Here is a 23,363-nt window from a genome sequence, read left to right on the forward strand (position 1 = left end):
CGGTGGGTCGGAGCTCGGTGGGTCGGAGCCTGGTGGGTCGGGGTCTGGGGTGCCGGGGTCGCCGGGTCAGAAGGTCTCGCGGTACTCGAGCAGCACCTTCTCGGTGCGCTGGGTCGAGGCGGCACGCGCCGTCATGTGGTCCAGGACCTCCAGGTGCGCCGAGACCTCCGCGCGGGAGTCCAGGTACAGGGCACCGGTCAGATACTCGGTGAAGACCATGTCGGGCAGCTCCGGCTCCGCGAACCGGAAGAGAGTGAACGGCGCGTACGTCCCGGGGTGCGGCCCGTCCTCGAACTCGGCGACCTGGAGCGTCACCCGGTCCCGGACCGAGAACTCCAGCAGCTTGTCCAACTGGTCGCGCATCACCCGGCCGTCGATGCTCACCGGCCGTCGCAGCACCGTCTCGTCCATCACCACCCACAGGTGGGGCGCGTCCGCGCCCTCCAGCAGCCGCTGCCGCTCCATGCGCAGGGACACGTGCCGCTCGACCGCGTCCCGGCCCGCGTTGCCGATCGTGCCGGCCTCCAGCACCGAGCGCGCGTAGTCCTCGGTCTGCAGCAGCCCCGGTACGAAGTGCGGCTCGTAGGAACGGACGATACGCGCGGCACCCTCCAGGCTCACGTACATGCTGAACCAGTCCGGCAGCACGTCGTGGTACCGCTGCCACCAGCCCGGCCGGTTCGCCTCCTCGGCCAGCGTGACGAACGCCGACACCTCGGCCTCGGGTACGCCGTACGCCGTCAGCAGGATCTGGACATACGGTATCTTCAGCGCGACCTCGGCCGTTTCCATGCGCCGCACGGTCGCCGGGGCCACCCGGAGCACCTTGGCGGCCTCCTCGCGCTTGAGACCCGCCGCCTCCCGAAGTTCCTGCAGCCGCCTGCCGAGGACCACCTGGCCCACGGTGGGTGCGGCCCGCCGCTCACTCACGCCACGCCTCCCCAACGCGCCCAAGTCTGCCCGCAGTCTGTCATGTTCCCCCGTCAGTCTCACAAGGGGTGGCGGGGACCGACATCATTACCCGGCGGGTAATCGACCGGGAGCGGTCCGGACGGGATCGTGGGGTCATCGGGTTCCGGTCCGGCGCACTCCGGTCCGGAACCCGGTTCCCGCAGCGTGTCCGACCCCCACGGAGGGTGACTAGTCATGTCCACGAACCAGCTGGCCGCACTCGCCCGCACCGCCGAGCCGCAGCTGATGCTGCGCCGCTTCCTCGCCCTCGACGCGGTGGTGACCGGTGCCAACGCGCTCGCCTACCTCGCGTTCGCCGGACCGCTGGGCCGGTTCCTCGGTGCCGGTTCCGGGCTGCTGCTCGGCCTCGGCGCGTTCCTCGCCGTGTACGCGGTCGGTGTCGCCCTGGCCGCCTCGCGCCGCCGGCCCCCGGCGCTCGCCGTACGGGTGATCGTCGAGGCCAACCTCGCCTGGGCGGCGGTCAGCTTCGCCGCCCTCGCCCTGTGGCTGACGCCCACCACGGCCGGTGCGGTGTGGACGGTGCTCCAGGCGCTCACCGTCGCCGGTTTCGCGCTGCTGCAGTACGTGGCGCTGAGGCAGCGTCAGGACAACAGTGTGTGAAGGTACTTGACCGTCGCCGGGTCGGCCGGGAGCAGCGTCTCGATGGCCAGCTCGGCGACGGTCACGTCCATCGGTGTGTTGAAGGTGGAGATGGACGAGATGAACGACAGGGTGTGGCCCTCGTGTTCCAGCTGCATGGGCAGCGCGAAGTACGGCACCGGCTCGGCCGGCTCCTCGCCCGCCGCGGTGTCCGGCACCGGATACGCCGCCACCTCCTCGTACAGCGCCCGCAGCGGCTCCGAGCGGTGCAGGGCGATCTGGCGCTCCATCTGCTCCAGCAGATGCCCGCGCCACTCGCGCAGGTTGCGGATGCGCGGCGCCAGGCCCTCCGGGTGCAGGGTCAGCCGCATCGCGTTCAGCGGTGGTTCGAGGAGATGCTCCGGCACACCGTCCATCAGCATCAGGATGCCCCGGTTGGCGGCCAGTACCCGGTACGTCGCGTCGACGACCAGCGCGGGATAGGGCTCGTAGCCCCGGATCAGCCGCTCCATGCCCTCGCGCAGGGCGTCCATCGCCGGGTCGTCCAGCGGGGTCTCCGGATAGTGCGGGGCGTAACCGGCCGCGAGCAGCAGCGCGTTGCGCTCCCGCACGGGGACGTCGAGGTGCTCGGCGAGCCGCAGCACCATCTCCTCACTCGGCCGGGAGCGGCCCGTCTCGACGAAGCTGATGTGCCGGGCGGAGGAGTCGGCGCGCAGGGCCAGCTCCAGCTGGCTGACCCGCCGCCGCACCCGCCAGGCCCGCAGCAGGGGGCCCACGCCCTGGGCGGTGGGGGCGGTACCGGACATGAGTGCGGTCATGCGCCGAACGGTAGCCGACGGCGGTCCGCACCGGCACCGGCCGACGCTCCCGACCAGGGCTCGGACGGCCGTGCTGTGGCAGGCTGAAGGGGTACCAGGGGAGTGACCCCGTTCAGGAAGGGAGCGCAGCCCATGCCCGTCGAACCGCTGTCGCAGAAGGAGATCGAGGAGCGGCTGGCCGAGCTGCCGGGCTGGTCCCTCGACGACGGCCGCCTCACCCGTTCCTACCGGCTCGGCTCGCACTTCGCGGCCACCGCGATGGTCGTCCACATCGCGCAGGTGCAGGAGGAACTCGACCACCACTCCGACCTGACCCTCGGGTACGACACGGTCTTCCTGGCCGTCCACACCCACAGCGCGGGCGGCGCCGTCACCGAGAAGGACGTGCAGCTCGCCCGCAGAGTGGAGGACCTGGCCGCCGGCCATGCGGCACACTGACGGGTGTGCTCGACTACGACGACGAAGCGGAACGGTACGACGCCTCCCGCGGCGGCGAGCCCCGCGCCGAGGCCGCCGCGCAGGCCGTACTGAGCCTCGTACCGCCGCAGGCGCGCAGCCTGCTCGACATCGCCTGCGGCACCGGCATCGTCACCCGCCGGTTCGCCGCCGGGCGGGACGGCATGCGGGTGACCGGCGCCGACCTCGCCCCCACCATGGCCCGCTACGCCGCCGCCCGGCTGCCCGGCGCCGTCGTGCTGGCCGACAGCCGCCGGCTGCCCTTCCGGGACGGGGAGTTCGACGCCGTCAGCAGTGTGTGGCTGCTGCACCTCGCCGGGAGCGCCGAGAACGTGCGGGCGATCGTCGGCGAGTGCGCGCGCGTCCTGCGGCCCGGCGGGGTCTACGTGACGACGGTCGACAAGGGCGCCTCGCACAACGTGGGCAGCGACATCGACGCCGTGCTCGCCTCCCGCCCGCCCAGCACCGCCCACGACGCCGCCGGACTCGTCGAGTCGTACGCCCGCGCACACGGCCTGGTCCCGGCGGGGCAGGCCCGCTTCACCGGCCACGGCCAGGGCCGCAGCCCGCGCCGGACGATCGCCGACCTCCGGCGCGGCTGGTTCGTCACACTCCCGCCGGGCGACCCGCGCGCCGAGCACTTCGCCACCCGGCTCGCGTCCCTCCCCGACCAGGACCGGCCGCGCCCCGACCCGGTCTTCACCTTGCGGGCGTTCGCGAATCCGTAGACCCAGGGCGGCAACCCGGCCGCTCCGGGCGGCGACTGAGAGGCGGAACCCATCCGTCCTCAAGGAGGTCCGTCCCGTGAGGCACCCCCGCAAGCACCGCAGACGTCCGTTCGTCCTGGCAGCGGCCCTCACCGCCGCAGGCCTTGTCGGCACCGGTCTGACGACCCTCACCCCCGACACCGCCGAGGCCGCCACGGCCCGGCAGGCCGAGGCCCTCGACCGGGGCGTCGTCAGCGTCCACACCGGCGACGGCAACCTGGTCAGCTGGCGCTGGCTGGGCACCGACCCGGACAACGTCTCGTTCAACGTCTACCGGGCCGGCACGAAGGTCAACTCCGCCCCGGTCACCGGCTCCACCACCTACTTCCACTCCAGCGCGCCGTCCCACGCCGACTACACCGTCCGCGCGGTCGTGAACGGCACGGAGCAGGGCGACTCGGTCCACGCGATCCAGTTCCGGGCCGGCTACAAGGACGTCCCCATCAGCCCTCCGTCCGGCGGCACGACACCCGACGGCGTCTCCTACACCTACGAGGCCAACGACGCCTCCGTCGGCGACCTCGACGGTGACGGCGCACTGGACATCGTCCTCAAGTGGCAGCCGACCAACGCCAAGGACAACTCCCAGTCCGGCTACACCGGCAACACGATCGTCGACGGCGTCAAGCTCGACGGCACCCGGCTGTGGCGGATCGACCTGGGCCGCAACATCCGCTCCGGCGCCCACTACACGCAGTTCCAGGTGTACGACTACGACGGCGACGGCAAGGCCGAGGTCGCCATGAAGACCGCCGACGGCACGAAGGACGGCACCGGCGCGGTCATCGGCAGCTCCTCGGCCGACCACCGCAACGCGTCCGGCTACATCCTGTCCGGCCCCGAGTACCTGACCATGTTCAACGGGCAGACCGGCAAGGCCATGGGCACCGTCGACTACGTGCCCGCCCGGGGCAACGTCTCCGCCTGGGGCGACTCCTACGGCAACCGCGTCGACCGCTTCCTGGCGGGCACGGCGTACCTCGACGGCTCCCGCCCCTCGCTGATCATGGCGCGCGGCTACTACACGCGCTCCGTGATCGCCGCCTGGGACTGGCGCGACGGTCGGTTCACCCGCCGTTGGACCTTCGACACCAACTCCTCCACCAACGCCGGCAAGGGCTACGACGGCCAGGGCAACCACCAGCTGTCCGTCGCGGACGTCGACGGCGACGGCAAGGACGAGATCGTCTACGGCGCGATGGCCGTCGACGACAACGGCCACGCCCTGTGGACCACGAAGAACGGCCACGGCGACGCCATGCACGTCGGCGACCTCGACCCGTCCCGCGCGGGCCTGGAGGAGTTCAAGGTCGACGAGGACAGCTCGAAGCCCTCGTCGTGGATGGCGGACGCGCGCACGGGCCAGATCATCTGGGCCACCGGCGCGAGCGGCGACAACGGCCGGGGCGTCTCCGCCGACATCTGGTCCGGCAGCGCGGGCGCCGAGTCCTGGTCGTCCGCCGAGAGCGGCATCCGCAACCCGAAGGGCACCGTGGTGGGCAGCCGCAAGCCCTCCAGCGCCAACTTCCTGTCCTGGTGGGACGGTGACCCGGTCCGCGAACTCCTCGACGGCACCCGCGTCGACAAGTACGGCACCTCAGGCGACACCCGCCTGCTGACCGGCTCCGGCGTCGCGTCCAACAACGGCACGAAGGCCACGCCGGTCCTCGCCGGCGACATCCTCGGCGACTGGCGCGAGGAGGTCGTCTGGCGCAGCACCGACAACACGGTCCTGCGTATCTACTCCACGCCCCACGACACCGACACCCGCATCACGACCCTCCTCCACGACACCCAGTACCGCACGGCCCTGGCCTGGCAGAACACCGCCTACAACCAGCCCCCGCACCCGAGCTTCTTCGTAGGCGGCGGCATGGCGACACCGCCCAGGCCGACGGTGTACACGCCCTGATCCACGTCCGCCCCTTCAGGCGGCCTTGTCCACCGGCGGGGGGTCCCCGCCGGTGACCACCTTCTTGACCCACCCCTGCGTCAGCCGCGTCCGCGAGGCGAGCACCTCCACCGGTACACCCCGCCGGTACGCGGCGCGCAGGGCGGCGTTCCGCCAGTGCTCGAGTCGTCTCTTCGCCGCATCGTCCGTGACCGTCCGGTGCAGCAGCACCGCCAGTCCGAGCAGCAGCAGTCCTGCCGCGCCCTCCCACTTCCGCGCCATGCGGCTCCCCTTGTCCTCGCTACCACTCCCACTGACACAACGGTCGAAGAAGGGCGGCGGTGCCACAAGGGCGCGAAACGGGCGCACTGGTCACGCGGGTGGGAGGGCGCGCCGCCGGCACGCGCCCTCCCGGACGGTCACGCCTGTTTGCAGGCCTGATCACCCAACTTGAACGACGTCGGAGTCGCGTTCGCCCCCGACCAGCTCCCCGTGAAGCCGAAGCCCACCGACGCCCCCGGGGGTACGTTGGCGTTCCAGCCGACGTTCTTCGCCGTCACCGCGGTGCCCGACTGGGTGTGTCCCGCGTTCCACATCTGCGTCACCTGCTGACCGCCGGTGAACGACCAGCCGAGACTCCAGCCGTTCCAGGCGGAGGTGCCCGTGTTGGTGAGCCGTACGTCGGCCTGGAAGCCGCCCGCCCACTGGTTGGTGACCGTGTACGTCACCGTGCAGGCTCCCGTGGGTGTCGGGCCGGGCCCCGGACCGGGGTCGGTGCCGGCCGTGTCGCCGTAGACGACGCCCCGTCCGTTCGTCGCCACGTACACCCGCCCGTACACGCGCGGGTCGCCGGTGATGGCCGCACCGGTCCAGCCCCACTGGTGGGCGTCGTCGTTGACCCGGGTCCAGGTGGCGCCCCGGTCGGTGGAGCGGAAGATGCCGCGGACCCCGGCGATCTTCGCGCTGGTGAAGAGGGTCTGGTAGGTCGCGTCCGGTGCCGCCTTGCCGAAGCCGATGGTGTCCGCGGCCTCGACGTTCGGGAGCTTGGTGAAGGTCGCGCCGCCGTCCGTCGAGTGCCACAGGCCGTACGGGCCGTCCGTCGCCCCGCCGGCCAGCCAGATGTCGCCCTTCCCGCCCGGCAGTGCCTTGAAGCGGACGCTGTCTCCGGCGGGCAGGCCGGTCGCCGCCGACGGGGTGAAGGTCGCGCCGCCGTCCGTGCTGACGTAGAACGTGCCGGACTTGAAGCCGTAGAAGGTCTTCGGGTCCACCCGGTCGGACTCGACGACCGCCCCGGCCGGGATGCCGGCCGAGGCCTGCCAGGAGGTGCCGAAGCCGTTCGTGAAGTGGACGCCGGTGCCCTGCGGACTCCACACGAAACGACTGCCGTCCGCGCCCGCCGCGACCGTCCCGCCGCCGCTCACCCCCGAGGGGTCGGTGCCGCCGAACCAGTTGGCGCCGTTGTCCGTGGAGAACGCGACGTGCGGACCCGCGTCCAGGTTGCCGGCCCGCACGACGACGTCCGGGTTCGCCTCCGCGAAGTCCAGGCTCGTGGTCGAGGTGAAGTTCGGGGAGGTGAACATCATCGACGGCACCTCGGTCAGGCTGGTGTGCCGGAAGCCGCCGATGTCACCCAGCGCACTGAGCAGCGGGGCGCCCGACGGGGGAGCGGCCAGGTCGTTGACCGCCGTCTCCTCCAGCCCGCGGACCATGGGCTCGATGGCGAACCTGCCGCCTTCGTCGTCCCAGTTCGTGAGGTTCTCCGTGCCGTAGATCGTCGCTCCGGTGCCGTACATCATCCGGTCCGAGTCGAACGGGTCGATCTCCAGCGCCTCCGTCATCCAGCCCAGTTTCGGCGTCTGTTCGGGCGGTGACGGGTTCGCGCCCCAGGTCAGCCACGGGGACGACGAGACGTCCATCGTGTAGCGGTTCTCGCGGGTCGGGTACGACGTGTAGTTCCACGCCTGCGTCCACGTCGCGCCGCTGTCCGTCGAGCGGAAGATCTGCGTGTCCGGCCACCACGAGCTGTACGCCGTCGCCATCACCGTCCCGGGGTTCTGCCGGTCGACGGTCAGGCCGCTGAAGCCGTAGTAGGTGTCCGCCTCGGCGACCGGGCTGACGTCCGTCCAGGTACCCGTCCCCGTCGCGTACCGGTACAGCCGGCCCTTGCCGCCGTCGTACGGGCCGCCCGTGTCGCTGTAGGCGAGGTAGAGGTGGCCGTTCTCCGCGTCCAGGACGCCCTTGTGGGCCAGGTAGCCGGTGGGCTGTCCGGCGACCGGCTGCCAGGTGGCGCCCGCGTCGGTCGAGCGGTAGACGGCGTTCTCCTTGTCGGCGACCCCGACGTAGACGGTCTTGGTGGCCGCGCCCGCGGTGCCCGTCGACTCGTCGAACGTCACCCAGACGATGCCCTGGTTGTCGGAGGCGTAGCCGCTCGTGTCGCTCGGATCCTGGGCGTAGTCGCCGGGGTTGGGGAAGGCGGTCACCTCGGCCCAGGTCACGCCCGCGTCGGTCGACCGCCACAGGCCGTTGCCGCTGGGCGCCCCCAGGTACAGCACGTCGTTGTCGTGCGGGTCGACCGCGAGGCGCTCGCCCATGCCGCGGCCCGGCATGTTGCCGCCCAGCTTGAAGGGGAGGTCGGTCTTCTCCCAGGTGGCGCCCCGGTCGGCGGAGCGCAGGACCGCGCCGTTGCCCGGGTCCCAGTCGTTGGTGTACGTGCCGACCGCCGCGTACACCCGGTCGGGGTCGACGGAGTCGGAGGCGACGCTGACCACGCCCGTGTGCCCCCAGTCGTCCCAGCCGACGTGGTCGAGCAGGGGCGTCCAGGTCTTCGTCCCCTCCTCCCAGCGGTAGGCGCCGCCGATGTCGGTACGGGCGTAGGCCAGGTCCTTCTCGGTGCGGTTGAAGACGATGCCGGGGACGAAGCCGCCGCCGTCGATGCGGGCGTTCTTCCAGGTGTAGGTGTCGGCGGCGAGGGCCGTCTTCGGTGCCTCGGCGGCCAGGGCGGTGGGCGGGCCGCCCGCCAGGAGTCCGGCCGCGAGGGCCAGGAGAACGGTGAGGATCCGGGTTCTTCGCACGGTGGGGAACCGTCCTTCCGTCAGGAGCAGAACACATGCGAGGACCGGGCGGCCTCGGTGTGGACGAGGGCCGCCCGGTAGGTGGTCCCGCCGTCCGGTGGCGGGACCGTGCACGCGGAGCCGTCGAGCGCTACGGGGAAGAGGCGGTACCACCGCGCCCCCGTCAGGGGCGCGGGGCTGTATCGACTTGCGGCTACCGCCGCGCGAGCGCGACCAGCCACACACATCCCGCAGCCGACCCACCGCCCGTCCCCGGAGCGCTCCGCGGGGGCTATTCGAGAAGCTCCGCGTACGAACCCATGGCGAGGGCGATGTCAGCCTGCGCCCAGAACCGGTGGTACGTGAACGTGGGCGCGGCACCGCCCGCGAGATAGCTCTCGATCTTCGACCAGGCAGGGTCGTCCTGGTAGAAGGAACGGATCGAGGAGAAGGTCGACGACGCGTCGATCGTGTCGCCGTTGGGCATGGTCCCGCTCCAGCCGCTCGGGACGTGGACCGGGTCGTCGAAGCGGTTGTAGTCGGCGCGGGTCTCCGGGACGGCGATGCCGAGCGCGGTCTGGTTGTTCTCCCACATGCCGTCGAGCAGCGCCTTGGCGGTCGCGGCCGCCTCCGTGTCGCCCGAGCGGTCGGCGTAGTACGTCAGGGTCTTGGCGTACGCCGCCGCCACACCGACGTCGTTGGTGTAGTCCGAGACGGTGACGTGCAGGTCGCTGTTGTCACCCGGGGAGGAGGCGTTCCAGGTGTCGGGCTGCCCCGACCACTGCATCGTCGAGGGGATCCGGAAGGTGCCGTCCGGGTTGACCGTCGTCTCCGACAGCGCCCAGTCGACCCACTTGTCCAGGACCTCCTTGGCCGCCGCGTCACCGCTCTGCTGGTAGTACTCGGCGACCCGCTCCATGGACCACGCCTGGAAACCGAACCACTGGTTGGACGGCGGGTCGTGGTACACGGGCTTCTCGTCGTAGTACATGCCGTAGAAGGTCGGCGTACCGGCCGGCGGCGTCGCGTACCGGCCCGCCCAGCTGTTGGTGGCGCCGCCCGCGATGGCGCCCTCGTCGGACTGCAGCCAGCGGTAGAACTCCACCTGCCGGTCGAGGGACTTGGCCCAGTCGGACGCGCCCGTCGCCGACTTCGGCTTCAGGTCGTCGTAGGTGCTCAGCGCGTACGCGGCCAGCGGGTTCTGGTAGCCGCCGTGCGTGTGGCTGGAGCCGATGCGCCAGGCCCAGCCCGCCGAGGTGTCCACGGCGCCGCCCCAGGCGTAGTACCAGGACAGCAGGTAGTGCGAGGAGTCCTTGCCCGTGCCGGCCGGGCAGCTGGTCGGACCCACGCAGTCGCCGACCTTCTTGAAGTACTTGTCGAACATGGCGTAGCGCAGGTAGTCGCCCATCTTGGCGGCCTTGTCGAGGGTCCCGGCGATCTCGTCGCCCTTGCCCTGCTCCTCGGCCCACTTGTCCGCCCAGTACGCGGCCTGCACGGCCCGCGCGTCGGCGTCCGGGGCGTTGGTGAACTTCCACTGCTTCGCGTAGGACGCGTCACCGGTGAACAGGTCCAGGTAGCCGTTGGGGCCGCCGTACTTGAACGCGTCGCAGGTCGGCTGCGGCACCGTCTCCCACACCGACTCCTGCGCGCCGCGCTGGAAGGTGTTGATGTAGGAGGGGCCGGTGTCCGACGGGCCCGCCTCGCACTTGCCGGGCGAGTTGCCGTAGCCGTAGGTGTTGTCGACGTCCTGGAGCCAGTGCATGCCGTACACGTCGTCCGTGCCGTACGCCGACTTCAGCTCGGCGGCGATCGGGTCCGGGCCGACGGAGACCGTGCCGTCCAGCTTCGCCGGGTACTCCTGCGGCGTGTCCAGCTCGGGCGCGTACGTCGCCGGCTTCGAGGCGTTGTAGGCCGAGTTGGTCGGCTGGTCGGCGTGCGTGGGGATCATGTACGTCTCCATGATCTCCCAGGCGTTGTTGAACCGGGTCCAGTCGCCGGTGACCTTGCCGTACATGGCCTGGAGCCACAGCAGGTAGCTGTAGGCCTCGGACGTGGTCTCGTGCCCGTGGTCGGGGGCCTCGACGATCAGGGTCTCCACCGAGTGGTACGGGACGCCCTCGGGCGAGAAGTAGCCGTTCGCCGGGTCCGTGATCTTTCCGTACAGCTCGAGGAAGCGGGCGTCGTAGTCCTTCGCGGCGGCCAGCTGGGTCACGGTGACGGTGGCCTTGCCGTGGCCGGGGGCCGTCGACTCGAAGACCGCCGATCCGGTGCCGGAGGCGTCGGCCGCGATGGTCACCCGCTGGGCGGTGTCCCAGTTGGCGGGGGTGAAGGTGAGGGCCGCCCCGCCCGAGACGGTCAGGCCGGTGTTGCCGCTCGCGCGGGTCGTCGACACGGCGACGTTCGCGGCCGGCTGCTTCGACAGCTTCACCTCGTACGTCCCCGACTCGCCCTGTTGGACGCCCAGTTGAGCAGGGGTGGCCACCACGGTCGGGCCCGAGGCGACGGTGATGCCGACCGGCGTCGAGCTCGCGGAGGCGCCCATGCTGTCGTAGGCCTTCGCCACCAGAGAATGACTGCCCACGGTCAAGCCAGAGGCGGAGTGCGTGTAGGGGGAGCTGGTGTCGGTGCCCAGCAGTGTGGTGTCGTCGTAGAACTCCACCTTGCTGATCGTGGCGCCGTCGGCGGCGGCCGCCGTGGCCGCCAGCGGGACCGCCGCGCCCTGCGAGTACACCGCGCCCGCCTCCGGGCTGGTCAGCACGGCGATGGGTGGCTGGTGCGCGCCGGCGCAGGAGGTGCCGTTGACCGCGAAACCGGTCGGCGCGGCGTTGGCGCCGCTGTAGGTGAACTGCCCACCGGTGGAGACGGCGGCGCCCGCGGCGATCCGCGCGTTGTACGAGGCGTTCTTCACGGTGACCGTCTGCCCCGCCTGGGACCAGGTGCCGTTCCAGCCGTTGGTCAGCTTCTGGTTGCCCGCGTAGTCGTACGTCAGCGTCCAGCCGTCGATGGCGTCGGTGCCGCGGTTGGTGAGCGTCAGCTCCGCGGTGAAGCCGGCGCCCCAGTCGTTGGTCCTGTAGTCCACGCTGCACTGAAGTGCCGCCGCCTGAGCGGGAGTCGAACCGCTGCTCAGCATCGTGAGGGGTAGTGCCAGGGCGGCCAGCGCGGTGGTCCACAGCCGCCGCGCGGTGCGGCGTCTGCGTCTGCGTTCGAGATGCATGGTGCTGGTTCCTCCTTGCGGCTCGGGGAGAGGAGTGGGGGAGGAGCAACAAGCCTTGAACCAGTGGGAGCGCTCCCATAGTGAGGAGAGGGGGCAGGGCGGTCAAGATGTGTGAAGAGTCGAAAAGATTCGACGGGTGGTGTCGGGAGAAAGTCGGTGACTCCTCTGTTCTTTACCGTCACTTGGCGCTACCTTCACTGGCACCAGTGGGAGCGGTTCCATCAGTCGACGCGTTCGTCACGGCGCGCCCGAACTGCAAGGAGTCGCTCATGCGACACCCCCCGCTCCACCCTCCGCGTTCAGGACTTTTAGCCGCAGTCGAGGCAGGTCCCACGCTTCATCGGCCGGCGCGCCGGCTCGTACACCCCCCGGGCGGTCCCATCGTGCCCGCGGGTCGTTCCTGACCCTCCGAACACGGCACCCCCATGCCGTTCGGCAGCTGGCCGCGCCCAGTCGGCGCCGGCCCCGGACGACAGCACCCGCACACCCCCACGAAAGAAGGAACGCGCACTCATGACCCGTAGCAGAACCGCGATGCTCGCTGCCCTGACGCTGGTCGCCGGGGCAACCGGCACGGCCTTCGCCGCCCAGTCCGCGAACGCCGGCGCGGCGGCCGTCCCCTGCGCCGTCGACTACAAGGTGCAGAACGACTGGGGCAGCGGCTTCACCGCCGCCGTGACCGTCACCAACAACGGCGCCGCGACCTCCAGCTGGTCGCTGGGCTGGACGTACGCCGGCAGCCAGAAGGTCACCAACAGCTGGAACGCGAAGGTAAGTCAGAGCGGTGCCGCCGTCACCGTGGCCAACGAGTCGTACAACGGAACCCTCTCCACGGGCGGTTCGGCGAGCTTCGGCTTCCAGGGCACCTACAGCGGCAGCAACGCGATCCCGGCCACCTTCACCCTCAACGGCGTCACCTGCAACGTCGACGACGGCGGATCGACCGACCCGGACCCGACCGACCCGCCGGACCCCGGTGGTCCCTCCGACCGGGTGAACAACCCCTACGACGGCGCCAAGGTCTACGTGAACCCCGAGTGGTCCGAGAAGGCCGCCGCCGAGCCCGGCGGCGACCGCATCGCCGGCCAGCCCACCGGTGTGTGGCTCGACCGGATCGCCGCCATCGAGGGTGTGAACGGCGGCATGGGCCTGCGCGACCACCTCGACGAGGCGCTGACGCAGAAGGGCTCCGGCGAACTCGCCATCCAGCTCGTCATCTACAACCTGCCCGGCCGTGACTGCGCGGCGCTCGCCTCCAACGGAGAGCTGGGTCCGACGGAGATCGGCCGGTACAAGACCGAGTACATCGACCCGATCGCCGCGATCCTCGCCGACCCGAAGTACGCGGGCCTCAGGATCGTCACCACGGTCGAGATCGACTCGCTGCCCAACCTGGTCACCAACGTCTCCGGTCGGCCGACCGCCACGGCGAACTGCGACATCATGAAGACCAACGGCAACTACCAGAAGGGCGTCGGCTACGCCCTGAACAAGCTCGGCGACGTCGACAACGTCTACAACTACGTCGACGCCGGCCACCACGGCTGGCTCGGCTGGGACAGCAACTTCGGCCCCTCCGCGGACATGTTCAAGACCGCCGCCACCACCGAGGGGGCGACCGTCGGCGACGTGCACGGCTTCATCGTCAACACCGCCAACTACAGCGCCCTGAAGGAGGAGAACTTCAAGATCACGGACTCGGTGAACGGAACCCCCGTGCGCCAGTCCGACTGGGTCGACTGGAACCAGTACACCGACGAGCTGTCCTACGCCCAGGCCATGCGCGACAAGCTGGTCTCGATCGGCTTCGACCAGAACCTCGGCATGCTGATCGACACCTCCCGCAACGGCTGGGGCGGCACGGCCCGGCCCGCCGGCCCCGGCCCGCAGTCCAGCGTCAACGCCTACGTGGACGGTGGCCGCTACGACCGCCGCATCCACCTCGGCAACTGGTGCAACCAGTCGGGAGCCGGCCTCGGCGAGCGCCCGCAGGCATCTCCCGCCGCCGGGATCGACGCGTACGTGTGGATGAAGCCCCCGGGCGAGTCCGACGGCGCCAGCAAGGAGATCCCGAACCCCGAGGGCAAGGGCTTCGACCGGATGTGCGACCCCACGTACGAGGGGAACGCGCGCAACGGCAACAACCCGCCCGGTGCGCTGCCCGACGCCCCGATCTCCGGGCACTGGTTCTCCGCGCAGTTCCAGGAGCTGATGAAGAACGCCTACCCGCCGCTGCCGTAAGCGGGATTCCGAGTAGGTGACGCCGTCGGGGTCCGGTCCTCAGGACCGGGCCCCGGTGGTTCGTTTTTGCGGTTACGGCAACAGTACTTGCCCCGACGCGGTGAGTCGTCGCACTCTGGCGGCATCGCGAACGGGAGGCTGACCACCATGGCGCACGACCACGGACATCACCAGAACCAGCACCGGCGTGACCGCCCCGTACACGAACACGGTCATGACCACGGCCATCTCGACTGGGCCGAGATGGCCCCGCTGCTGGAGGCGCAGGCGGAGCTGTACACGCCGCTGTACCGGCAGGCCATGACCTGGCTGGCGGGGGAGGTGACCGAGCCCGGTCTGGTCGTCGACGTCGGCAGCGGACCCGGCGTCGTCTCCTGCCTGTTCGCCGGCACCTTCCCCGGCGCGCGCGTCGTCGCCGCCGACGGCGCCGGACCGCTGCTGGAGCGGGCCCGCGAACGGGCCGCCCGGATCGGTGCCGGCGACCGCTTCGGCACTCTCACCGGCGACCTGCCCGGCGTACTGGGCGAACTCGACTATCCCGCCGACCTGATGTGGGCCAGCCAGAGCCTGCACCATCTCGGCGACCAGCGCGCGGCCCTCGCCGCGCTCGCCGGGCATCTCGCGCCCGGCGGCACGCTGGCGGTCCTCGAGGGCGGACTGCCCGCCCGGTTCCTGCCCCGCGACCTCGGGATCGGACGTCCCGGACTGCAGGCCAGGATGCACGCCGTGGAGGAGGACCGGTTCGCGGAGATGCGTGCGAGTCTGCCCGGCTCCGTGGCCGACGCCGAGGACTGGCCCGCCATGCTGACCGCGGCGGGTCTGAAGCACACCGGTACCCGCAGCTTCCTGCTGGACCTGCCGGCGCCCGTCACGGACGAGGCCCGAGCGTACGTCATCACCTGGCTGTCCCGGCTGCGCGACCGGGTCGGGGACGGCCTCGACGCCGTCGACCGGGCCACGCTCGACCGGCTGCTCGACCCCGGTGACGAGGCGAGCGTGCACCGGCGCCGGGACGTGTTCGTGCTGGCGGCGCACACGGTCTACACGGCCCAGCGGCCGTCCTGACCCGGGTACCTGACGTCGAGAGCGCGCCGAGCGGGCCGTGATCCAGCCCGTCGGAGCCGGCGTCGACACCGTCGTCGTACGGCCGCTGCGGCAGCCCGGCCGAGACCGCGAAGGGGCCCGGCCGCACCGGCCGGGCCCCTTCGCGCGGGCGACATCTCACTCCCCGTTGAACTCCGCCGGGTCGGGACCCAGCCGCCGGTCCTCGTTGAGCGCGCTGATCGCCGCGAGGTCCTCGGTGTCCAGGGTGAAGCCGAACACGTCGATGTTCTCCTTGATCCGGGACGGCGTCACGGACTTCGGGATCACCACGTTGCCGGTCTGGAGGTGCCAGCGCAGCACGACCTGCGCCGGGGTGCGGCCGTGCTTCTGGGCGATCGCCACGATCGCCGGGATCTCCAGGATGCCCTTGCCGGAGCCGAGCGGGGACCAGGCCTCGGTGGCGATGCCCTGCTCCGCGTGGTACTCGCGGGCGGCGTGCTGCTGGAGGTGCGGGTGCAGCTCGATCTGGTTGACGGCCGGGATGACGGACGTCTCGCCGATCAGCCGTTCCAGGTGCTCCGGCAGGAAGTTCGAGACGCCGATGGCCCGGACACGGCCGTCGGCGTGCAGCTTCTCGAACGCCTTGTACGTGTCGACGTACCGCTCCTTGGCCGGCATGGGCCAGTGGATCAGGTACAGGTCCACGTACTCCAGGCCCAGCTTCGCCAGGGACGTGTCGAAGGCCCGGAGGGTGGAGTCGTACCCCTGGTCCTTGTTCCAGAGCTTGGTGGTGACGAAGAGGTCCTCGCGGGCGACGCCGGAGGCGGCGATCGCCTTGCCGGTGCCCTCTTCATTGCCGTAGATCGCCGCTGTGTCGATGCTGCGGTACCCGGCCTCCAGCGCCTGGGCGACGGCCGTCTCGGCCTCGTCGTCCGGCACCTGCCAGACGCCGAAACCCAGCTGGGGCATCTCGACGCCGTTGTTCAGGATGATCGGGGGGACCTTGCTGCTCACGAGCTCTTGATCCTTCGGTTGTGGTCCGGTGGTACTCACATCGTCAACGATCACGGCGCCCGCCGCATTCCTGACCGGTGAACTCATGCCGTGTACAGTGCCTCGACCTCACTGCCGTAGACCTTCTCGATGGCCTTGCGCTTCAGCTTCAGCGAGGGTGTCAGCAGCCCCTGCTCCTCGGAGAACGGCTGTGCGAGGATGCGGAACGTGCGGACCGACTCGGCCTGCGACACCAGCGTGTTGGCGGCGACGACCGCGCGCCGTACCTCGGTCTCCAGGTCGGCGTCGTGCACGAGCTCGGCCGGGGACAGCCGGGGCTTCCGGCGCATCGTCAGCCAGTGGTCGACGGCCTCCTGGTCGAGGGTGATGAGGGCGGCGATGTAGGGCCGGTCGTTTCCGACGACGATGCACTGGTTGACCAGCGGATGGTCCCGTACGCGCTCCTCCAGCAGCCCCGGCGAGACGCTCTTGCCGCCGGAGGTCACCAGGATCTCCTTCTTGCGGCCGGTGATGGTGAGGTAGCCGTCCTCGTCCAGTGAGCCCAGGTCGCCGGTTGCCAGCCAGCCGTCCCGGAGGGTCTCGTCGGTGGCCTTCGGGTTGTTGAGGTAGCCCTGGAAGACGTTGTCGCCGTTCAGCCAGATCTCGCCGTCGTCCGCGATGCGCACGGTGACGCCGGGCACGGGCACCCCGACGGTGCCGAAGCGGGTGCGCTCGGGCGGGTTGGCGGTGGCCGCCGCCGTGGACTCGGTCAGGCCGTATCCCTCGTAGATCTGCACGCCCGCGCCCGCGAAGAACAGGCCGAGCCGCCGGTCCATCGCCGAGCCGCCCGACATGGCGTTGCGGATGCGTCCGCCCATCGCCGCCCGCACTTTGGTGTAGACGAGCCTGTCGAAGAGCTGGTGCTGCACGCGCAGCCCCGCCGAGGGGCCGGGGCCGGTGCCCCAGGCCTTCGCCTCCACCGCCTCCGCGTACTTCACGGCCACCTCGACGGCCTTCTCGAAGGGACCGGCCTTCCCCTCCTTCTCGGCCTTGCGCCGGGCCGCGTTGAACACCTTCTCGAAGATGTACGGCACGGCCAGGATGAACGTGGGCCGGAAGGCCGCCAGGTCGGGCAGCAGCGCGGCGGCGTTCAGCTGCGGCTGGTGGCCGAAGCGGACCCGGCCGCGGATCGCTGCGACCTCCACCATCCGGCCGAAGACGTGGGCGAGCGGCAGGAACAGCAGGGTCGCGGCCTCGTCGCCCTTCCTGGAGTGGAACACCGGCTCCCAGCGCTCGATGACGGTGTCCGCCTCGTACATGAAGTTGCCGTGCGAGACGACGCAGCCCTTGGGGCGGCCGGTGGTGCCCGAGGTGTAGATGACGGTGGCGGGCGTGTCGGGCGTGACCGCCTTCCGGTGCCGGTGCACCACCTCGTCGTCCAGGTGGGCGCCCGCGTCGTACAGCTCCTGGACGGCGCCGGAGTCGAGCTGCCACAGGCCGCGCAGGTGCGGCAGCCGGTCGATGACGGTGGCGATCGTCATCGCGTGGTCCTCGTGCTCGACGACGGCCGCGGTCACCTCGGCGTCGTACAGCATCCACATGCACTGCTCGGCCGACGAGGTCGGGTAGACGGGCACCACCTGGGCGCCGATCGTCCACAGGGCGAAGTCGAAGAGGGTCCACTCGTAGCGGGTGCGGGACATGATGGCGACCCGGTCGCCGAAGCGGATGCCCTGGGAGAGGAGTCCCTTGGCGAGGGCCAGCACCTCGTCGCGGAACGCGCCGGCGGTCACGTCCCGCCACTGCCCGGTGTCGTCCTTGCGGCCGAGCGCGATGTGCCGCGGATCCTCCTGGCCGTACCGGAAGACGGCGTCGGCCAGACCGCCCACCGGTGGTGCCGACGTCGACGGAGGACTGGTGAACTCGCGCAAACCCCGCTCCCCGCTTCTGATGACCCCCCGCACAGCGCGGTGAAAGCTACCCCACGCGGGGCGGGGGCGGGAGGGTTGCGAAAATCGAACAGTGCTCATGTTCGTGCTGGTCAGCGAGAGAAAATGGGCTCACATGGGGAAGGGTCGGACACATTCCTGACCGTTGAGTAAGTTTCGGTGCCGTAATCTCCACCGAATCTGTACGGCTCACTTACCGCCGGTACGGGACCGTCGTCCCCTCCGTCGGCTATCCGAGGTCCGTGCGCTGAGGCCGGTGCAGCCGGTCGCCGCCCGCCAGGATCGCCGACGCGAGGGCGTCCGCCGCGCCCTGCGCCGAGGGGCGGTGCCGGCCGTGCACCAGCACGAAGTCGACCCGGCCCAGCTCGGGCAGCCCGGCCCGCTCCGGCACCCGCACCAGGCCGGGCGGGACGAGGCCCCGCGAGTGCGCCATCACCCCGAGGCCCGCGCGGGCGGCCGCGATCAGGCCGTTGAGGCTGCCGCTGGTGCACGCGACGCGCCACTCGCGGCCCTGACGCTGCAGGGCGTCCAGGGCGAGCGCGCGGGTGATGCCCGGCGGCGGATAGACGATGAGCGGCACCGGACGGTCCGGGTCGAGGCGCAGCCGCTCCGCGCCGATCCACACCAGCCGGTCGCGCCGGACCGGCTCGCCCTGCGGGTCCCCGCGCCGCCGCTTGGCCAGCACCAGGTCGAGTTTCCCGGCGGCCAGCTGCTCGTGCAGCGTGCCCGACAGTTCCACCGTCAGCTCCAGGTCGACCTCGGGGTGGTCGTGCCGGAACGCCTCCAGGATCTCCGGCAGCCGGGTCAGCACGAAGTCCTCGGACGCCCCGAACCGCAGCCGGCCGCGCAGCCGGGTGCCGGTGAAGAAGGCCGTCGCCTGCTCGTGCACCTCCAGGATCCGGCGCGCGAACCCGAGCATCGCCTCCCCGTCCTCCGTCAGCTCCACGGAGTGCGTGTCGCGGCTGAACAGCTGCCGGCCGGTGGCGTTCTCCAGGCGCCGCACGTGCTGGCTCACGGTCGACTGGCGCAGCCCGAGCCGCCGGGCGGCCTGCGTGAAGCTCAGCGTCTGGGCCACCGACAGGAAGGTGCGCAGGTGGGAGGGGTCGTACACCCCTTCAGCCTATCGCGGGACGTGATGACAGTCAGAGTGGTATGCCGGATTCCCGATCGCCGAGTGAGGGAGCACGATGGAGCGGGGACCCGTGAACCGGGAAACGTGTCCCCGTACGAGCCCCCGGACGACAGTGAACGAGCAAGTGGAGCACCGTGAATCGCCTGCGATGGCCGCGTTGGATGCCGATCGACCCGTACATCCTGCTGCTGCTCGGGACGGTGGGCCTCGCGGCGCTGCTGCCGGCCCGCGGCACGGGCGCGGACGTCGCCTCCGGCGCCTCCACCGCCGCGATCGCGTTCCTCTTCTTCCTCTACGGCGCCCGGCTCTCCACCCGTGAGGCGATGGACGGACTGCGCCACTGGCGGCTGCACGTCACCGTGCTGGCCTGCACCTTCGTCGTCTTCCCGCTGCTCGGCCTCGCGTCCCGCGGGCTCGTCCCCGTCTTCCTGACCGACCCCCTCTACCAGGGTCTGCTCTTCCTCACCCTGGTCCCGTCGACCATCCAGTCCTCGATCGCCTTCACCTCCATCGCGCGCGGCAACGTGCCCGCCGCGATCTGCGCCGGGTCCTTCTCCTCGCTCGTGGGCATCGTCGTGACGCCGCTGCTGGCCGCCGCCCTGCTCGGCGGCGGCGGGGGCGGGTTCTCGGCCGACTCGGTGGTCAAGATCGTGCTGCAACTGCTGGTGCCGTTCGTCGCCGGGCAGGTACTGCGCCGCTGGGTCGGGGGATTCGTCGCCCGGCACAAGAAGGTTCTCGGCCTCGTGGACCGCGGTTCGATCCTCCTCGTCGTCTACACGGCGTTCAGCCAGGGCATGGTGCAGGGCATCTGGCACCAGGTCAGCCCGGTCCGGCTGGCCGGTCTGCTGGCCGTGGAGGCCGTGCTGCTGGCCGTGATGCTGCTGCTGACCTGGTACGGGGCGAAGACACTGCGCTTCGGGCGCCAGGACCGGATCGCGATCCAGTTCGCAGGGTCGAAGAAGTCCCTCGCCGCCGGGCTGCCGATGGCGAGCGTCCTGTTCGGCGCCCAGGCCTCGCTGGCCGTGCTGCCGCTGATGCTCTTCCACCAGATGCAGCTGATGGTGTGCGCGGTCATCGCCAAGCGCCGGTCGCACGATCCGGAGGCGGTCGCCTCCGAGAGGTCCGACAAGTGCGAGGAGACCGAGGAATCCGAGATATCCGGGGTGCCTGGGGTCTGTGAGGTGTCCGGGGTGTCCGGGGAGCCCGCCGCTCCGGCGCGTACCAGGGTCGGCACCGGGCGCTGACCCGGTGAGTGCGCGGGTCCTCAGCCGCCCGCCTCCACCGTGTCCATGGGCAGGCGCAGGACGGTGTTGCCGACGGCCGACGGCGGGTTGCCGGCGGTGATCTCCTCGTCGGTCAGCGCCCGGTTCCAGACGTGCACCTCGTCGATCGCGCCGGTCAGGCGGGCCCGGCCGTCCACGCGCTCCCCGATGTGCACACCGAAGGGCGAGTTCCGGCTGACCGAGCCGGGCACGTCCGCCGCGCCCGCCGTCGTACCGTCGATGTACAGCGTGAGCCGGCCCCCGCCGCGCCGCAGCGCCAGATGGTGCCAGCGGCCGTCGTTGTGGGCACGGTCGGTGCGCACCCACGCCGAGCGCGGCGCCGCCCCCGCGTCGCGTGCGGTGATCAGCCCCTGGATCCGGCCGTTGCCGGGCTCGGCGCGCAGCCACACCTGGGGCTGCGTGGTGCCGACCCCGCCCATCCACAGCAGCGGCTGCTCCCCGTCGGCCGCCGAGTACCGGAACCGCAGCGACACCGTGAAGTCCCCCGCGCCGAGCGGAAGCCGCTCGGCGTACGGCAGCCGTACGGCGTCGTCGGCGCCGTCGAAGGAGAGCGCGCCGCCCACCGCGCCGTCCGTCGTCGCGGCGCCGCCGAGCACGGCCGCGGGCGCGGCACCCGCGGCGAGGTCCGGGGTGGTGGGGTCGGCGCCCCGGCGCGGCTGGAGCCAGTGCTCGGTGAAGCGGGCGAAACGGATCTCGTCGCGGGCGTCCACCGCCCCGGCCTCGTACAGCAGGCCCACCGCCGACTCGTCGACGGCCACCATGTCGGAGTAGCCGGACCAGTCCCGGGTGACGACCGTGCCGCGGTCCACGCTGTCCCAGGTCGCGCCGCCGTCGTAGGAGGAGCGGACCGTCATCGTCCGGCGGCGGTCGGGGTCGGCGGGGGCGGACAGCAGCACCCGGTCGCCGAGGCGGAGTACGGCGCCCTGCACCTGCGGGGTGTACAGGTCCGGGAGCGCCCGGAAGGGGCCGGTGAAGCTGTCGCCTCCGTCGCGGCTGACGGCCTGGGTGCGGTGGCCGAGGTCGGTGCCGTTCTCCTCCCGGCCGCTGGCCAGGAGCGTGCCGTCGGCGCGTTCGGTGAGGGTGACCTCGGACGGCTTCTGCCGGAAGGTGCCGTCGGCGGCGACGGGCCGGGTGTCGGTGGCTCCGACCTTCCAGTGCTCGCCGCCGTCGTCGCTGACCACGAGCGCCGTGTGGTTGGCGGTGACCTGCTCGCCGTCCCAGGTCTCGGCGTTGACGCCGGCCACGAGCCGCCCGGCGTGGCTGCCGCCGGTGAGCTGGACGCCGTGCACGGGGCCGGTCGCGTACCAGGAGTTCCAGTCGGGCGGCAGGATCTCCGCGCTCAAGTCGCGGGGCGCGGACCAGGTGCGGCCGTCGTCATCGCTGTACTGGAGGTGGGGGGTACGGGCGCAGGGCACCGCGCAGCCCGCCGCGTCCGTACGGCCGGCGTTGTACGTCTCGAGCAGCAGGACCCGGCCGGTGGCGCGGTCCACGACCGGGGCCGGGTTGCCGTGGGTGTCGCCACCGCCGTCGTTGACGACCTGGAGCGGCCCCCAGGTGCGCCCGCCGTCGGTGGAGCGCTTGACGACGATGTCGATGTCACCGGCGTCACCGCAGTTCAGGACGCGGCCCTCGGCGAAAGCCAGCAGGGTGTCGTCCGTCGTCCGCACGATCGCCGGGATGCGGAAGCAGGCGTAGCCACCGGGGTCCCGGTCCGCCCTGAAGAGGACCTGTTGTTCGAACTCCGCTGCCCTGGGCCTGGGTTCGGCGTGGGCGGGAAGCGCGGAGGCGGTCAGGGCGAACAGGGAGGCGAGGGCGAGCAGGGGGGAGCGCGGACACGTGCGGGGAGGTGACGCCATGGAACGGTCTGCCCTTCGGGCGGCTGGTCGGGAGGGAGCCGATCATCAGGACATCACTACATCAGGACGCACCGTGTCCGATACGTCCCCTGTGGTTGCGCGCGTGTCGCCCGACGGAGCCGAGGGGGCGAGCGAAAGCTCTGGCTCGAGGGGCCTCGGGATCGAGACGGGGCCTCCGGATCGAGACGGGGCCCCTGCGGCGCAGGGGGCGCTCCCCGCCGGTCGGGGCCCCGCCGCCGTGCCGCGGGGGCCTGGTCAGCCCTGAGCGGCCGCGGCCCGCAGGGCGACGCGGTCCTCACCCGCGTACACGTTCATGGAGCTGCCGCGCAGGAAGCCCACCAGCGTCAGCCCCGTCTCGGCGGCCAGGTCCACCGCGAGCGAGGACGGCGCCGACACCGCGGCCAGCACCGGGATGCCCGCCATCACGGCCTTCTGCGCCAGCTCGAAGGAGGCCCGGCCCGACACCAGCAGGACCGACCGGGACAGCGGCAGGTCCCCGTTCTGCAGGGCGCGGCCGACCAGCTTGTCGACCGCGTTGTGCCGGCCCACGTCCTCCCGTACGTCCACCAGCTCACCGTCCTCGTCGAACAGGGCAGCCGCGTGCAGGCCGCCGGTCCGGTCGAAGACCCGCTGGGCGGCGCGCAGCCGGTCGGGCAGGCCCGCCAGCAGCTCGGGGGTGACGCGGACCGGGGGAGTGTCGGCGATGGGCCAGCGGGCCGTCGTACGCACCGCGTCCAGGCTGGCCTTGCCGCACAGCCCGCAGGACGAGGTCGTGTAGACGTTCCGCTCCAGCGTGATGTCGGGGACCGGCACGTTGGGGGTCGTCCGCACGTCGACGACGTTGTACGTGTTGGAACCCTCGGCCGTCGCGCCCGCGCAGTAGACGATGTTCTGCAGGTCGCCCTGCTCGGCGAGCACGCCCTCGCTGACCAGGAAACCGGCGGCGAGCGCGAAATCGTCGCCCGGAGTGCGCATCGTGATCGCGAGGGGCTTGCCGTTCAGCCGGATCTCCAGCGGTTCCTCGGCGACGAGGGTGTCCGGGCGGGTGGAGACCGCCCCGTCCCGTACGCGGATCACCTTGCGTCGTTCCGTGACTCGTCCCATGTCGCGTGTCCCGA

The 23,363-nt window shown here is 71.4% G+C and carries 17 protein-coding genes; 7 read left to right on the forward strand and 10 right to left on the reverse strand.

Features of this window, described 5'->3' with window-relative positions; genetic code table 11:
* Positions 1-66 precede the first annotated feature (66 nt).
* Positions 67-930 carry a helix-turn-helix domain-containing protein gene (locus ACH4F2_RS05585; protein ID WP_398131388.1) on the reverse strand — a complete coding sequence of 288 codons (864 nt, stop codon included), beginning with the start codon at positions 928-930 and terminating at the stop codon, positions 67-69.
* 216 nt (positions 931-1,146) lie between these two features.
* Here ACH4F2_RS05585 and ACH4F2_RS05590 point away from each other — a divergent pair, with 216 nt between their 5' ends.
* Positions 1,147-1,572 (forward strand): hypothetical protein, encoded by a 426-nt coding sequence (locus ACH4F2_RS05590; RefSeq protein ID WP_398131389.1) that lies wholly within the window; start codon positions 1,147-1,149, stop codon positions 1,570-1,572.
* On the opposite strand, the gene ACH4F2_RS05595 is transcribed toward ACH4F2_RS05590, so the two are convergent.
* Positions 1,554-2,369 carry a helix-turn-helix domain-containing protein gene (locus ACH4F2_RS05595; RefSeq protein WP_398131390.1) on the reverse strand — a complete coding sequence of 272 codons (816 nt, stop codon included), beginning with the start codon at positions 2,367-2,369 and terminating at the stop codon, positions 1,554-1,556. The genes ACH4F2_RS05590 and ACH4F2_RS05595 overlap by 19 nt on opposite strands.
* Positions 2,370-2,501: 132 nt before the next feature.
* On the opposite strand from ACH4F2_RS05595, the gene ACH4F2_RS05600 reads away from it, so the two are divergent.
* The 3 genes from ACH4F2_RS05600 (at position 2,502) to ACH4F2_RS05610 (ending at position 5,504) form a co-directional block, all read left to right on the forward strand.
* A complete protein-coding gene (locus ACH4F2_RS05600) occupies positions 2,502-2,807 on the forward strand; it encodes a 4a-hydroxytetrahydrobiopterin dehydratase (RefSeq protein ID WP_398131391.1) in 306 nt (101 codons plus the stop codon).
* 5 nt (positions 2,808-2,812) lie between these two features.
* Positions 2,813-3,553, forward strand: coding sequence for a class I SAM-dependent methyltransferase (locus ACH4F2_RS05605; protein ID WP_398131392.1), 741 nt, complete (start codon positions 2,813-2,815; stop codon positions 3,551-3,553).
* A 76-nt stretch (positions 3,554-3,629) separates the two neighbouring features.
* Positions 3,630-5,504, forward strand: a complete 1,875-nt coding sequence (locus tag ACH4F2_RS05610; RefSeq protein ID WP_398131393.1) for a rhamnogalacturonan lyase — start codon at positions 3,630-3,632, stop codon at positions 5,502-5,504.
* Between the two features lie 15 nt (positions 5,505-5,519).
* Here ACH4F2_RS05610 and ACH4F2_RS05615 read toward each other — a convergent pair whose 3' ends face one another.
* From ACH4F2_RS05615 to ACH4F2_RS05625, 3 genes are all read right to left on the reverse strand, one after another.
* Positions 5,520-5,765: a hypothetical protein gene (locus tag ACH4F2_RS05615; protein WP_398131394.1), complete on the reverse strand. Its 246-nt coding sequence runs from the start codon at positions 5,763-5,765 to the stop codon at positions 5,520-5,522.
* Between the two features lie 137 nt (positions 5,766-5,902).
* A complete protein-coding gene (locus ACH4F2_RS05620; RefSeq protein ID WP_398131395.1) occupies positions 5,903-8,554 on the reverse strand; it encodes a cellulose binding domain-containing protein in 2,652 nt (883 codons plus the stop codon).
* A 271-nt stretch (positions 8,555-8,825) separates the two neighbouring features.
* Positions 8,826-11,747 (reverse strand): glycoside hydrolase family 48 protein, encoded by a 2,922-nt coding sequence (locus tag ACH4F2_RS05625; RefSeq protein ID WP_398131396.1) that lies wholly within the window; start codon positions 11,745-11,747, stop codon positions 8,826-8,828.
* A gap of 513 nt (positions 11,748-12,260) precedes the next feature.
* On the opposite strand from ACH4F2_RS05625, the gene ACH4F2_RS05630 reads away from it, so the two are divergent.
* Positions 12,261-13,988, forward strand: coding sequence for a glycoside hydrolase family 6 protein (locus ACH4F2_RS05630; protein WP_398131397.1), 1,728 nt, complete (start codon positions 12,261-12,263; stop codon positions 13,986-13,988).
* A gap of 147 nt (positions 13,989-14,135) precedes the next feature.
* Positions 14,136-15,053: a class I SAM-dependent methyltransferase gene (locus ACH4F2_RS05635; protein ID WP_398131398.1), complete on the forward strand. Its 918-nt coding sequence runs from the start codon at positions 14,136-14,138 to the stop codon at positions 15,051-15,053.
* Between the two features lie 156 nt (positions 15,054-15,209).
* On the opposite strand, the gene ACH4F2_RS05640 is transcribed toward ACH4F2_RS05635, so the two are convergent.
* The 3 genes from ACH4F2_RS05640 to ACH4F2_RS05650 form a co-directional block, all read right to left on the reverse strand.
* The gene (locus ACH4F2_RS05640; protein WP_398131399.1) at positions 15,210-16,046 is read right to left on the reverse strand and encodes an aldo/keto reductase; all 837 of its coding nucleotides are present in this window, start codon (positions 16,044-16,046) and stop codon (positions 15,210-15,212) included.
* Positions 16,047-16,129: 83 nt separating this feature from the next.
* A complete protein-coding gene (locus tag ACH4F2_RS05645; RefSeq protein WP_398131400.1) occupies positions 16,130-17,956 on the reverse strand; it encodes an AMP-dependent synthetase/ligase in 1,827 nt (608 codons plus the stop codon).
* 247 nt (positions 17,957-18,203) lie between these two features.
* Complete coding sequence (locus tag ACH4F2_RS05650) at positions 18,204-19,085, reverse strand: LysR substrate-binding domain-containing protein (RefSeq protein WP_398131401.1); 882 nt, start codon at positions 19,083-19,085, stop codon at positions 18,204-18,206.
* Positions 19,086-19,267: 182 nt separating this feature from the next.
* On the opposite strand from ACH4F2_RS05650, the gene ACH4F2_RS05655 reads away from it, so the two are divergent.
* On the forward strand, positions 19,268-20,350 hold the full coding sequence (locus ACH4F2_RS05655) for a bile acid:sodium symporter family protein (RefSeq protein ID WP_398131402.1): 1,083 nt from the start codon (positions 19,268-19,270) through the stop codon (positions 20,348-20,350).
* A 20-nt stretch (positions 20,351-20,370) separates the two neighbouring features.
* Here ACH4F2_RS05655 and ACH4F2_RS05660 read toward each other — a convergent pair whose 3' ends face one another.
* Together ACH4F2_RS05660 and fdhD are read right to left on the reverse strand one after the other, a co-directional pair.
* Positions 20,371-22,245 (reverse strand): exo-alpha-sialidase, encoded by a 1,875-nt coding sequence (locus ACH4F2_RS05660; RefSeq protein WP_398131403.1) that lies wholly within the window; start codon positions 22,243-22,245, stop codon positions 20,371-20,373.
* A 255-nt stretch (positions 22,246-22,500) separates the two neighbouring features.
* On the reverse strand, positions 22,501-23,349 hold the full coding sequence (gene fdhD, locus ACH4F2_RS05665; RefSeq protein ID WP_398131404.1) for a formate dehydrogenase accessory sulfurtransferase FdhD: 849 nt from the start codon (positions 23,347-23,349) through the stop codon (positions 22,501-22,503).
* Positions 23,350-23,363 lie beyond the last annotated feature (14 nt).

It is taken from the genome of Streptomyces sp. NPDC017890 (genome assembly GCF_044328675.1).
Lineage (GTDB): Bacteria > Actinomycetota > Actinomycetes > Streptomycetales > Streptomycetaceae > Streptomyces.